The organism is Micromonospora ureilytica, assembly GCF_015751765.1.
In the GTDB taxonomy this organism is placed as follows: domain Bacteria; phylum Actinomycetota; class Actinomycetes; order Mycobacteriales; family Micromonosporaceae; genus Micromonospora; species Micromonospora ureilytica.
In genome coordinates this window covers 4,595,264-4,607,990 of sequence record NZ_JADOTX010000001.1, presented here as the reverse complement: position 1 = coordinate 4,607,990, position 12,727 = coordinate 4,595,264, and the positions used below count along the sequence as shown (strand labels likewise).

Here is a 12,727-nt window from a genome sequence, read left to right as displayed (position 1 = left end):
ATCGGGCTCAGTAGGGCGACCGGGCCCGCCAGGCTGGCTGCCGCCTGCTCGGCCCACCAGGCGGGCACCGCCGGTGCGCTGTCGTAGGGTTGCGGGGTGACGACGCGTGTGGCGGCCATCGACTGCGGGACCAACTCGATCCGACTCCTGGTCGCCGACCTGCCCGACGCCTCGACCGGGCCGCAGGCGCCGCTGACCGACCTGACCCGGCGGATGGAGATCGTCCGGTTGGGGCAGGGCGTGGACCGCACCGGCCGACTGGCGCCGGAGGCGATCGAGCGGACCCGGGTCGCATTGGCGTCGTACGCCGCCGACATCGAGAAGCTGGGTGCGCAGCGCGTACGGATGTGTGCCACCTCGGCCTCCCGGGATGCCGCGAACGCCGCCGACTTCACCGAGATGGTGCGGGCCACCCTCGGTGTCGCGCCCGAGGTGGTCAGCGGCGACGAGGAGGCCCGGCTGTCGTTCACCGGCGCGGTGCGCGGGCTTCCCGCCGACGCGAGGGAGCCCTTCCTGGTCGTCGACATCGGTGGTGGCTCCACCGAGTTCGTGGTCGGTGACCGGGCCGCCGGGGTGCGGTCGGCGATCTCGGTGGACATCGGCTGTGTCCGGATGACAGAGCGGCACCTGCCCGGTGACCCGCCCACGTCCGAGCAGGTCGCGGCGGCGCAGGCCGACATCGCGGCAGTGGTGGACCGGGCGCTCGCCGTGGTGCCCGGTCGTGAGGCGGCCACCCTGGTCGGCCTCGCCGGGTCGGTCACCACAGTTGTCGCTCTCGCGCAGGGCCTGCGGGAGTACGACCCGGAGCGCATCCACCACGCCCGGGTGTCGTACGAGGAGGTCGCCCGGGTGACCGCGGAGCTGCTGGGTCAGACCCGTGCACAGCGGTTGGCGAACCCGGTGATGCACCCAGGCCGAGCCGACGTGATCGGCGCGGGAGCACTGGTGCTTCGCGTGATCATGGAGCGGGCCGGGATGCCGTCGGTGGTCGCGTCGGAGCACGACATCCTCGACGGCATCGCCTGGAGTCTCCAGCCATCCGCGGCGCGCTAGCAGGCTTGATCAACTCGCCTGTCGGGCGTGATCGTTGACGCTACTTCGCATTACGCAGTAGTGTGCAATGCGTGGACACCACACAGTTGCTGAAGGGCGTGCTCGATCTGGCCGTCCTGGCCGTGCTCCGAGAGGAGGACGGTTACGGTTACGACATCCTGCGCCGGCTTCGCGAGGCCGGCCTGGAGGAGGTCGGAGATGCCTCGGTCTACGGGACGCTGCGCCGCCTCTTCGCCGCCGGCCTGCTCACCACCTACGTCGTGCCGAGCGAATCCGGGCCGCACCGCAAGTACTACTCACTCAACGCCGCGGGGCGCGACCAGCTGACCCGCTCCGGCAAGCTCTGGCGCTCGTTCGCCACCACCATGGACACTCTGCTCGACGATCGGGGGCTGGCGGCATGACCGTCACGGAGCAGGAGATCACCGACTACGTGGCGAGGGTCCGGGCCGCTCTGGCCGACCTGCCGACCACGCAACGCGACGAGCTGACCGAGGACCTGGCCGACCACCTCACCGAGGTCGCCGCCGAGTCCGAGGGCACCCTGGTCGAGCGGCTGGGCGAGCCCGAGACGTACGCCGCCGAGCTGCGCGCCGCGGCCGGCGCCGCGCCGGGCGGCGGGCGCAACCTCGACCAGCGGGTGGCGAGCGCGATGGCAGGGGTCCGCGGCCGGCTACGCGCGATGGACACCCGTCTCGGCCCACCCCTGGGGTACGCGACGGCCAGCGACTTCCTCCGACTGCTGCGCCCGGCCTGGTGGGTGCTGCGCGGCTATCTGGCGGCGATGCTGGTCACCGTCGCCACCACCGGTGGCGACTTCGGGCCGCTACCGAGGCTCGGCGGTGAGCTGCTCGCCGGCCTGATCATGCTGATCGGTTTCGTGCTCGGCTCCATCTGGATCGGTCGCCGTTCGGCCCAGCTGACCCGCTGGCCGCGCTCGGTCGTGCAGGTGAGCAGCGCGGTGCTGGTGGTCTTCGCGCTCGCCGCACTCGTGCAGGCCGAGGACCGGATGCGCTACGGCGACTACGGCTACGACCAGACCTCGGTCGACAGCCAGTACGACAGGGTCCGGGACGTCTTCGTCTACGACAGCGAGGGCCGCCTGGTGGAGAACGCCCGGCTCTTCGACCAGAACGGCAATCCGATCCGGCTCGGCTACCCGGACTGCTTGGACGGCGCTTACAAGGATTCGGCACTGCGGGCGTACCCGTACTGCCCGGAGCAGGCCCCCTTCGTGCCCCGCGCACCGGGCGCGCCCCTCCCACCCACGCCACCGAGCAGCACGCCGGAGCCGAGCGGCACGCCGGACCCGAGCGGAACGCCCGAGCCGACCGGAACGCCGCTGCCGACCGGTACGGTCACCGGTCTGCCGCCGAGCGAAACGCCAACCCCCACCCCGACCCGCTGAGGGGTGTGAACTGGATCATGCGGGTGCGGCTGGGAAATAGCTGAACGGACGAGGCGAGCGGGACGGCACCGGAAATCAATGATCGTTACGGTGTCGTCTGCTCATCAACCCCTCGGAAGGAACCCCCGTGCCAGAGCAGGTCGCACCGCCCCCCGCGCCCGACGCCGAAACCCCTGAGCCGGTCGTCGAGACGCCGCAGGCGGCCGTGCCGCAGCAGGCCAAGCCGGAGTCGGCCTCCGAGACGCCGCAGGCGGCCGCACCGGAGTCGGCCTCCGAGACGCCGCAGCAGGCCGCGCCGCAGGCGGCCGCACCGCAGCAGGCCGAGTCGCAGCCGGCCGTCGAGACGCCGCAGCCGGCCGAGCCGAAGGCGGAGAAGTCCGGTTCGAAGAAGGCCCTCGGCATCATCGGTGCGATCCTCGCCATCGTCGTCGTCGCCGGCCTGAAGTTCGGCGTCGCCTCGGCGATCGGCAACTTCTTCAACAAGGACGAGACCGCGGACGCCAAGACCGGCGACTGCATCGCCGAACTGCCCGAGGTCACCGGCACCGAGCAGGAGGAGGTCGACGGTGCCAAGGTCGTCGAGTGCACCTCCACCGACGCGGCGTACAACGTGGTCGGTCGGGTGGACGGCCAGAGCGAGGCTCAGGCCAAGGCCGACACCACCTGCACCCAGTTCTTCACGGAGGGCCAGGAGGGGTACATCTTCTCCAGCATCGAGCCGGGCAAGACGGGCTACGTGCTCTGCCTGACCAAGAAGGTCTGACCACAGCGATAGCTCGGCATCGACGGCGGCGGGAGCGGACCCCGCCGCCGTCGGCGTACCCGGAGTCATCAGGAGGCGAACAGGAGGTGAATGCCACTGTTCCGGCGTCTTCCCGACGGCCCCCGTGGCGTGGCAGGCTACCGGCACGTAGGACCACTGGGCGACCAGCCAACGATGACTGACCGCTAGGAGGACGGCCCATGGGCGAAATGGTGAGCTACCGCGGCAACGGGGGCACGAGCGAGGGGTATCTCGCGATACCCGCCAGCGGCACGGCCAGCCCCGCCGTCATCGTCATTCAGGAATGGTGGGGTCTGGTCCCGCACATCCGCTCGGTGGCGGACCGGTTCGCCGAGGCCGGTTTCGTGGCCCTCGCCCCGGACTTTTACCACGGTGAGACAACCAGCGAGCCGGACGAGGCGCAGCGGCTCCTGCTGGCGATGCGGATGGACGAGGCGGCGAAGGACATCGCCGGAGCGGCCGACTATCTCGCCGGGCGGCCCGAGGTCACCGGTAAGGTCGGTGCCGTGGGCTTCTGCGCAGGTGGCAGCCTCGCCCTCTGGTCGGCCACCATCTCCGAGCGGATCGTCGCCACCGCCGGTTTCTATCCGGTGCTGCCCTGGGAGTCGATGCGCCCCGACTGGGCCGACTACGCCGGCAAGGCAGCGGTCATCCACTGCTCCGAAGAGGACGGCACGTCGGCCGACGAGGGCGTACAAACCGCTCGCCGGGCCATCGAGGAGGCCGGCGGCGACTGCCACCTCTACGACTACCCGGGCACCTCGCACGCCTTCTTCAACGACGACCGGCCGGAGGCATTCGACCAGCGTGCCGCCGCCAGCGCCTGGGCCCGCACCCTGGAACTCTTCCGGGCCAAGCTTGGCTGAGACCCGTACCCCCGAACAGGTGGTCGCCCGCGCAGCGCGGGCGACCGACCTGGCCGACCTCGACGCGGCGGTGAGCGACTGTTTCGCCTGCCCACGGCTGGTCCAGTGGCGGGAGGAGGTCGCCCGCACCCGCCGGGCCGCCTTCCGCGACCAGGAGTACTGGGGACGACCGGTGCCGGGCTTCGGCACCGGTGACGCGCGGATCGCAATCCTCGGGCTGGCGCCCGCCGCGCACGGCGGCAACCGCACCGGCCGGATCTTCACCGGCGACCGGTCGGGTGACGTGCTGTTCGCCGCGCTGCACCGGGCCGGGCTGGCCAACCAGCCCACCAGCGTCGCCGACGACGACGGGCTCACAGTGCGGGACCTACGGATCTTCTCGGCCGTCCGGTGTGCGCCTCCGGACAACAAGCCGACCCCTGTGGAACGGGACACCTGCGCACCCTGGCTGCACCGTGAGGTCACGCTGATCCGGCCCACGCTGCGGGTCGTGGTCGCGCTTGGCGCGTTCGCCTGGGCCGCGTGGTGGCCGGTGCTCCGAGCGGTGTACGGGCAGCGCCCGCCCAGCCCGCGACCGGCGTTCGGTCATGGGGCACACTGGTCCGGCACGGACGCTCCGGACTTGCTGGGCTGCTACCACGTCAGTCAGCAGAACACCTTCACCGGGCGGTTGACACCAGTGATGTTGGACGACGTCTTCGGCCAGGCTAAACAGCTGGCCGGAGTGGACTGAGACGACGCGTGGGGTGGTGGCGATGACAGACGGAACACGCCCGCCCACGCCGGTACCATCCGCCGAGCCGGGTGTGCTGCCTCCGGTGCTCGGCCTGCTCCGCCGCTGGTGGCCGGTCGGCGCGGTCGCCGTCCTGCTCGCCGGTGCCGCGCTGGCGTCCGCTCACTCGTCGATCGGGGCCAGCCGGATCCCGCCGGCCGCGGACAACGTTCCCTGGGTTCCCGAGTACCCGACCGTCGAGCCGTCACCGTCCATCCCGATCGAGCCACGCGACGCCGCTGAGGCCACCCAGGCACACATCCCGCAGTGGGTCGGCACGGCGGCGGTGGTCCTCCTCGGGCTGGCCATCCTCGCCGCACTCGGCTACCTCAGTTGGATCCTGATCCGAGGTGCGCTGCGCCGCACCACCCGGGCACTACCGGCGCAGCGGGCCCGTCGTACCGCCGAGGGCACCGCCCGCGAAGTGGTCGCCGCCCTCGACGCCGGCCTCGTGGAGCTCGACGACCGGGACACCGACCCCCGGGTGGCGGTAATCGCCTGCTGGGTGCGCCTGGAGGAGACCGCCGCCGCGGCCGGTGTGCCGAGGCTCGCCGGCGACACCCCCACCGACCTGGTCAGCCGGCTGTTGCAGGGCGACCCGGCGGCGGGTGTGCCGGCCATCGCCAGCACCGACGTACTGGCCGAGTTCGCGCACGTCTACCGGGAGGCCCGGTATGCCACCCACCCGGTTGGCGAACGCACCCGCGACCAGGCCCGCACCGCGCTCGGCCGGCTGCGCGGAGAGCTCACCGCGGTGGTGACCTCATGAGCAGCACCAGCATCGACGATCTGCTCGCGTTCGAGGAGGAGGGGGCGCCGGCCGGTCCGAAGGCGCGCGACTCCCGGTGGCGTCCGGTGCTGCGCTCGCTCGCGTGGGCGGCCGCGCTGGTCGCGGTCCTGCTCGTCGGCCTGCGCGCGGTGGGCCTCCAGGTCTCGCTGCCCGTACTGATCGCCGGGGTGCTCGCCGTGCTGGCGGTGCGCCGGGTCACCGCCCTGCTCGCGCCGCCACCACCGCCGCCGCCGGCTCGCCAGGCCGGCGCGGGCGAGGAGGACGGCAGCTACAACTGGGATGCCCGGGACGCGCTGCGTGGCGCGATCAACCAGTGGGAACGCCCCCTGGACTGGTCCTCGAACCGAACCGAACGTTTCACCGAGGTGGTCCTGCCCCGGATCGGTGAACTGGCCGACGAGCGGATGCGTCTGAAACACGGCGTCACCCGTGAGTCGGATCCCGCCCGCGCTCGTGTCCTGCTGGGTGAGCACCTGTGGACGTTCCTGGAGACCCCGCCTCGCCGCACCCCGTCGCCGCGCGACCTCGCGGTGATCGTCGCCGAACTGGAGAGTGTTTGATGAACGACGTGGACCGGAGCATTGCCCCCGCCGAGGTCGGGCACCTGGCTCGGGCGGTCCTGGACGCGGTCGGCACCGTCGTGGTCGGCAAACGGGACGCGTTGGAGCTGGTCCTCGCCGGCATCCTCGCGGGCGGGCACGTGCTCCTGGAGGACCTGCCGGGGCTCGGTAAGACGCTCACCGCCCGCTCGTTCGCCCAGGCCCTCGGGTTGGATTTCCGTCGGTTGCAGTTCACCCCCGACCTGCTCCCCGCCGACGTCACCGGCTCGTTCCTGTACGACCAGCGCAACGGCGACTTCACCTTCCGAGCCGGCCCGGTCTTCACCAACCTGCTCCTCGCCGACGAGATCAACCGGACGCCGCCGAAGACCCAGTCCGCGTTGCTGGAGGCGATGCAGGAGAAGCAGGTCTCGGTGGAGGGTGTGACCTACAAGCTGGACGAGCCGTTCCACGTGCTGGCCACCGCCAACCCCATCGAGTACGAGGGCACCTACCCGCTGCCCGAGGCGCAGCTGGACCGGTTCCTCCTGCGGGTCTCGTTCGGTTACCCGCAGCACGAAGAGGAGTGGGAGGTGCTGCGCCGTCGGATGAGCCGTCGCCGGGAGGAGGCGGACATCAAGCCGGTGGTCGACGCGGCGACGCTGCGGGCCATGCAGGCCGCCCTGGAGGACGTGGTGGTGGAGGACTCCATCGGCCGCTACATCGTGTCGCTCACCGCGGCCACCCGGGAGCACCCGTCGGTGCTGGTCGGCGCCTCGCCGCGCGGTTCGCTGGCGCTGCTGCTGCTGGCCCGCGTACGCGCGGTGTTCGGCGGACGGGACTACGTGGTGCCGGAGGACGTCAAGTCGGTGGCGGCGCCCGCCCTGGCGCACCGGATCACCCTGCGCCCGGAGATGTGGTTGCGCCGGGTCGATCCGGCGTTCGTGGTGAGCGAGGTGCTGGAGGCGACTCCCGCCCCGGCCAGTGGCGCGCTGCCCAGCTACGCCGCCGGCGGGCCCCGGCACTGATGACCGGACCGACAGTGCCGAGGGCCACCGAAGCGGAACCGGCTGCCGGCTGGGCGCCCACCCCGGCGCTCGGCCGCGCGGTGCTGCTCGCCGGCCTGCTGCTGGTGGCCGGCGTGCTGCTGGGTCGGGTGGACCTGATCGTGCTCGCCGCCCCGTTCGCGCTGGGCACCGCGTACGCGCTGCGCCGACGGCCCACGGCGCTGCCGCAGGTGTGGATCAGCCAGGGTGACGACGGGCCGCTGGTCGAGGGTGGTGACGTGACGGCGGCGGTGAGCGTCGGCAACCCGGACACTGTCGACTACGACCTGGTGGTGATGCGTTCCCGAGTGTCGCCGTGGTTACGGATCGACCGGGCCGGCTTCGCCAGTGACGAGGCCGTCGACGACGGGGAGCCGAGCGCCGTCCCGGCGACAGGTGCGACGGCGCAGGGCAACGGCGGGCGCCGTTCCGTCGCGGACCGGCCGTTCGTGACCTCGGTGCCGATCGGTGCCGCGGTGGACCTGCAGTTGGCCGGCAGGGCCCTGCGCTGGGGCCGGCATCCGATCGGCCCCGCCGGTGCCCGGGTCGCCACGGCGGGCGGTCTGCTGGTCTCCCGAGCGGTGATCACCGAGCCGGTCCGGCTGCGGGTGTACCCGCGTACCGAGCCGTTCGAGGCGGTCGAGGCGATGCCCCGCGCCGCCGGCCTGGTCGGGGCGCACCACTCCCGCCGACCCGGAGAGGGCGGCGAGTTGGCCGGCGTACGCGTCTTCGCCCCCGGGGACCGGCTGCGCCGGATCGACTGGCGGGTCTCGTTGCGGGCCCGGCAGCTGCACGTGGCCGCCACCCTGTCCGACCGCGACGCCGAGGTGGTGGTGTTGCTCGACGTGCTCGCCGAGGCGGGCCGCTCCGGTGGGGTGGGCGGCGCCGCCTCGGTGCTGGACACCACAGTCCGGGCCACCGCCGCGATCGCCGAGCACTACCTGCACCGTGGCGACCGGGTTTCCCTGCTGGAGTACGGGCCGGCCGCCCGCCGGCTCCGGCCGGCCGCTGGGCGGCGGCAGTACCTGACCGTCCTGGAGTGGCTGCTCGACGTCCGGGTCCACGCGTCCGCGCACGAGCCGTACGACCAGGTTTTCGGCCCGCAGTTGCTCTCCTCGGACGCGTTGGTGGTGGTGCTCACCCCGCTGCTGGACGAACGGTCGGCGCAGATGCTCGCCCGGTTGGCCCGCGGCGGGCGGTTCGTGGTGGCTGTCGACACGTTGCCGACCGACCTGGCGTCGCCGAAGGACCGGGGTTGGGCCGAGGTGGCGTACGGACTGTGGCGCCTGGATCGGGAGGTCATGATCGGGCAGCTCCGGGAGCACGGCGTACCGGTGGTGCGCTGGGCCGGCGCCGGCAGCCTGGACCAGGTGCTGCGGGACGTGGCGCGGTTGGCGACGGCCCCACGGGTGGGTGGCCGGTGAGCGTTTTCGTGGAGCGGGTTCGGGCGGCGCAGTACGCCGCCGCCCGCATCAGCGCGGCCCCGCTGTTGGTTCGGGCCACGATCTTCGTCGTCGTGTTTGCCGGGTTCGCGCTGGCGTTCCCCGCGGAGGTGCTTTCCGGTCGGCCGATCCTCTTCCTGGCGGTGGCGGCCCTGTTGCCCGCGTTCGGGCCGCGCCGGCTCTGGGCGACGTTCACGGCGTTGGTCACGGTCGGCGGTTGGCTGCTCGCCACCGACGGGTACGGCCGTCCGGTCGCCCTGTGGCGGCTGCTCGCCGTCGCGGCCCTGCTCTATCTGGGTCACACCCTCTGCGCGCTGGCCGCGCTGTTGCCCTACGACGCGGTGGTGGACCCCGAGTTGATCACTCGTTGGTTGCTGCGGTCGGCCGCCGTGTTGTTGGGTGCCGCCGTGCTCGGTGTCGTGTTGTTGCAGGCGGCGGGGACGGGCGGCGGGGCCGGACACCAGTGGGTGACGGTGCTGGGGCTGCTGGTGGCGGTGGGGACGGCAGCGTTGCTGGGGTGGCTGCTGCGACGTCGGTGACAAGCGCGACCAGAGGGTTACCCAGGTCACACGGGTTGTGCTCCGTCACAGATGGGGGCCGCGAGCGGGATTACCTGAGCCGGCCGGGGAAAGATAGACAACGTGAATCCGAAGCGGATCCTTGTGGTGGGTGCCGGGCACGTCGGTCTGTACGCGGCGCTGCGCCTGTCGAAGAAGCTCAGCTCCCGTGAGGCTGAGGTCATGGTGGTGGATCCCCAGCCGCACATGACCTACCAGCCGTTCCTGCCCGAGGCGGCGGCGGGCAACATCTCCCCGCGGCACTCCGTGGTGCCTCTGCGGCGGGAGTTGCGCAAGTGCAAGATGGTGGCCGGCACGGTCACGCGCATCGAGCACGCCCGCAAGGTGGCCACCGTGCAGCCGATCAGTGGCCCGGCCCGGGAGATCACCTACGACCACGTGATCGTGGCCCCGGGTTCGGTCTCCCGCACCCTGCCGATCCCCGGCCTGCATGAGCAGGGCATCGGTTTCAAGACCATCGGTGAGGCGATCTACCTGCGCAACCATGTGCTGGATCGGCTCGACGTGGCGGCCGCCACGCCGGATCCGGACGTCCGCCGTTCGGCGCTGACCTTCACCTTCGTCGGCGGTGGGTACGCCGGCATCGAGGCGCTCGCCGAGATGGAGGACATGGCTCGCGACGCCCTGCGTTACTACCCGGAGCTCAAGCAGGACGAGGTCCGCTGGGTGCTGGTCGAGGCCACCCAGCGGGTGCTGCCCGAGGTCGACCGGGACATGGGTGCCTACACCGTGCAGCAGCTGATGAAGCGGAACATGGACATCCGGCTGGACACCCGGCTCGAGTCCTGCGTCGACGGGCTGGTCAAGCTCTCCGACGGTGACAGCTTCCGCTCCGACACGATCGTCTGGACGGCCGGTGTGAAGCCGTCGCCGATGCTGGACTCGACCGACTTCCCACGCGACGACCGTCGGCGGATCACCTGCCTGCCCACGCTCCAGGTGGTCGACGGCGACCGGGTGGTCGAGGGTGCCTGGAGCGCCGGCGACTGCGCCGCCGTGCCGGACCTGACCAAGGAGCCGGGCAACTTCTGCTCGCCGAGCGCTCAGCACGCGGTGCGCCAGGCAGCCCGGATGGCCGACAACATCACGGCCGTGATCCGTGGCCGGGAGCCGGTGAACTACAAGCACAAGCACGTCGGCAGCGTCGCGAGTCTCGGCCTGCACAAGGGCGTGGCCCAGGTGTACGGGATCAAGATGACCGGTTGGCCGGCCTGGGTGATGCACCGGACGTACCACATGAGCCGGATCCCGTCGTTCAACCGCAAGGTCCGCGTGGTGGTGGACTGGTCGTTGGCGTTCTTCCTCAAGCGTGAGGTGGTCGCCCTGGGTCAGCTGCACGACCCGCGCGAGGAGTTCGCCGAGGCATCCCAGCCGGTAGGCGCGCCCCGCGTCTGACCCCAGACCCGCTGACCCCGTCGATCTTGCACTTTCGGACGTCGTGATGCGCCTTTTGGTGCGTCTTGTCCGAGCAGTAAGTGCAAGATCGGCGGGGTTTTGGGGTTGGGGTCAGCTAGACCCGCCAGGTCCAGGCGTCGGCTATTCGGGTCGCCGGGCCGTAGAGCTGTTCCAGGGTTGTGCGCAGGCTTTCCGCGTGGGGGGCGTCGTCGGTGAGCGCCACGCAGGAGGCGCCCCAGAAGTCCGCGTCGCGGGCGGCCTGGCGGCGTTGCTCGTCGCCGATTGCCGGTTGGTCGCCACGCCGGGCGACATCCGCCAGTAGCGCGGAGGTGGGTTGCTTGAAGGTGCCCATCGCCGCGGTGCCGCCCCTCCCGTACGGGCCGATGAAGAAGCCTTCCGGCAGCCGGAAACCGGCGTCGGCGGCGGTCGCCCAGCGCATCGGCCAGGGCTCCTTCGGGGTGGGCAGCGGCACCGGCACCAACACCCCTCCCGGCGGCACGCACTGCCGCCAGTGGCCGCCGGTGACGAATTCCGGCACGGGCGGTCGTCCGGCGGTCGGCAGGGAGGCCGGGAAGATCGGCAGCAGCGCCACGCCGACGGCCAGTGGCACCAGCCGCCGCGCCCGGCCGGAGCTGCGCAGGGCCCGGTCGACCGCGAGCACCAGCAGCGTCGCGACGATCGGCAGCAACGCCAGCGCGAACCGCATCGGCAACGCCCCGTCCACCACCGGCAGCCCTCCGATCAGGGCGTACGGGCCGGGGATCGCCGTGCGGGTGCCGCCGAGCACCACCTCCGGCCCGAGCGAGAGCGCCCCCATCACCAGACCCGCCATGACGCAGGCGAAGACCAGCCGGCGTCGCCCGGCCCAGATGGCGCAGACCGCGGCGACCAGCAGCAGTGGCCAGCCGAGGAACGTGTTGTACTCGGCGGGGCCGGTGGTCAGCCGGGCGGATTCGTCGCTGCCGGCCACCGACAGCGGGGAGAGCGTCCACCAACTGCTCAGGTCGGCCGAGAAGTAGGCCGGGGTGAACATTCCGTCGGCGACTCCCTGCGGTCCGGCGAACTGGAACCACAGCGGATAGCCGAGCACCAGCAGGGCGAGCCCGGCGGCGATCGCCAACCCGCCGGCGAAGCCGGGGAGCGCCCGTCGGGCCAGGTCCCGGTCCGCCACGGCGTAGCCGATCGCCATCACCAGCAGGGTGATCGCGGCGAGGAAGAGCACCTCCTCGCCGATGAAGACCTGCGCGGTGACCACGCCGGCCAGCCCCGCCGCGGAGGTGAACTGCCGTCGACGATCCGGCCCGGTGGTTCGGGTACGGCCGGTCTCGTCGGGTGTCCCGGGCCCCGGGTCGGACGCCCGCAGCAGCCGGACCACCAACCAGACGATCACCGGCACCAGCCACTGGGCGGTCATGTGCAGGTGGCTGTTGGTCTGCGAGACCATGCCGGGCCCGAATCCGCACAGCCCGCCGCCGAGCGCGGCGGCCAGCCGGCGGGCGTGCAGCGTCCGGTGGAACAGCAGGTACCAGGCGAGGGCGGTGCCGGCGAGGTTGGCGGCGGCGAGCAGCGCGAAGGTGACCGGCGCGCCCAGCGACAGGGTGACCGGCGCGAAGAGGACACCGAGTGCGATCACAGTGGTGTTGGCCATCAGGTTGACGCCGTCGGGAGCGTTGAGCCGGTCGGTGAGCAGATCGAAGTCGCCGAGCAGCGCGCGGGCGTCCACCGCCAGGAACCACTCGTAGAGGGTCTGGTCCTCCGGGTTGAGCGCCAGGATGCGGCCGCCCGGGTCGGGCCACAGCCCGTGAGTGAGCCAGCCGGCCAGCACCGCGAAGATCAGCGCGGCCAGCAGGTCCGCCCGGTGACGGCGGACGGCGGCCAGCAGCCGGGTGGCCCGGGGTCGGCGGTTGACCCGATCGGCGAGGCGGAATGCCTGCTCGGGCGCGGCGTCGGGGGCCGTGGGGGCTGCGCTGCTCACGGCATCGACCCTAATGTGGCCAGGCCGGCGGGGTACGCCGGGTCGCCGCAGACCGGCTACGGTGACACTGCACCAGGCG

Annotated in this window: 13 protein-coding genes; 12 read left to right on the top strand and 1 reads right to left on the bottom strand. The window is 72.0% G+C overall.

Features of this window, described 5'->3' with window-relative positions; genetic code table 11:
• Positions 1 to 108: 108 nt before the first annotated feature.
• The 12 genes from IW248_RS20815 to IW248_RS20760 all read left to right on the top strand — a co-directional run bounded on the left by IW248_RS20815 (position 109) and on the right by IW248_RS20760 (position 10,673).
• Positions 109 to 1,053, top strand: a complete 945-nt coding sequence (locus IW248_RS20815; protein WP_196930291.1) for a Ppx/GppA phosphatase family protein — start codon at positions 109 to 111, stop codon at positions 1,051 to 1,053.
• A gap of 71 nt (positions 1,054 to 1,124) precedes the next feature.
• A complete protein-coding gene (locus IW248_RS20810; RefSeq protein ID WP_088986312.1) occupies positions 1,125 to 1,457 on the top strand; it encodes a PadR family transcriptional regulator in 333 nt (110 codons plus the stop codon).
• The gene (locus tag IW248_RS20805) at positions 1,454 to 2,461 is read left to right on the top strand and encodes an HAAS signaling domain-containing protein (protein WP_196928334.1); all 1,008 of its coding nucleotides are present in this window, start codon (positions 1,454 to 1,456) and stop codon (positions 2,459 to 2,461) included. Before IW248_RS20810 ends, IW248_RS20805 begins: the two co-directional genes overlap by 4 nt.
• A 127-nt stretch (positions 2,462 to 2,588) precedes the next feature.
• On the top strand, positions 2,589 to 3,224 hold the full coding sequence (locus tag IW248_RS20800; RefSeq protein WP_307788107.1) for an LppU/SCO3897 family protein: 636 nt from the start codon (positions 2,589 to 2,591) through the stop codon (positions 3,222 to 3,224).
• Between the two features lie 200 nt (positions 3,225 to 3,424).
• On the top strand, positions 3,425 to 4,111 hold the full coding sequence (locus tag IW248_RS20795) for a dienelactone hydrolase family protein (protein ID WP_196928333.1): 687 nt from the start codon (positions 3,425 to 3,427) through the stop codon (positions 4,109 to 4,111).
• Positions 4,104 to 4,844, top strand: a complete 741-nt coding sequence (locus IW248_RS20790; protein ID WP_269155090.1) for a uracil-DNA glycosylase — start codon at positions 4,104 to 4,106, stop codon at positions 4,842 to 4,844. The genes IW248_RS20795 and IW248_RS20790 overlap by 8 nt, the downstream gene beginning before the upstream one ends.
• 22 nt (positions 4,845 to 4,866) lie before the next feature.
• Entirely contained in the window at positions 4,867 to 5,652 is a 786-nt protein-coding gene (locus IW248_RS20785; RefSeq protein ID WP_196928332.1) for a DUF4129 domain-containing protein, read from the top strand.
• Positions 5,649 to 6,233: a hypothetical protein gene (locus IW248_RS20780; RefSeq protein WP_196928331.1), complete on the top strand. Its 585-nt coding sequence runs from the start codon at positions 5,649 to 5,651 to the stop codon at positions 6,231 to 6,233. The genes IW248_RS20785 and IW248_RS20780 overlap by 4 nt, the downstream gene beginning before the upstream one ends.
• Positions 6,233 to 7,240 carry an AAA family ATPase gene (locus IW248_RS20775; RefSeq protein WP_124818052.1) on the top strand — a complete coding sequence of 336 codons (1,008 nt, stop codon included), beginning with the start codon at positions 6,233 to 6,235 and terminating at the stop codon, positions 7,238 to 7,240. Before IW248_RS20780 ends, IW248_RS20775 begins: the two co-directional genes overlap by 1 nt.
• The gene (locus IW248_RS20770; protein WP_196928330.1) at positions 7,240 to 8,682 is read left to right on the top strand and encodes a DUF58 domain-containing protein; all 1,443 of its coding nucleotides are present in this window, start codon (positions 7,240 to 7,242) and stop codon (positions 8,680 to 8,682) included. The genes IW248_RS20775 and IW248_RS20770 overlap by 1 nt, the downstream gene beginning before the upstream one ends.
• Positions 8,679 to 9,239, top strand: a complete 561-nt coding sequence (locus tag IW248_RS33565) for a hypothetical protein (RefSeq protein WP_196928329.1) — start codon at positions 8,679 to 8,681, stop codon at positions 9,237 to 9,239. The genes IW248_RS20770 and IW248_RS33565 overlap by 4 nt, the downstream gene beginning before the upstream one ends.
• Positions 9,240 to 9,341: 102 nt before the next feature.
• On the top strand, positions 9,342 to 10,673 hold the full coding sequence (locus tag IW248_RS20760; RefSeq protein ID WP_196928328.1) for an NAD(P)/FAD-dependent oxidoreductase: 1,332 nt from the start codon (positions 9,342 to 9,344) through the stop codon (positions 10,671 to 10,673).
• A gap of 115 nt (positions 10,674 to 10,788) precedes the next feature.
• Here the strand turns inward: IW248_RS20760 and IW248_RS20755 are convergent, their stop codons facing one another.
• Entirely contained in the window at positions 10,789 to 12,648 is a 1,860-nt protein-coding gene (locus IW248_RS20755; RefSeq protein ID WP_196928327.1) for a hypothetical protein, read from the bottom strand.
• Positions 12,649 to 12,727: the final 79 nt, after the last annotated feature.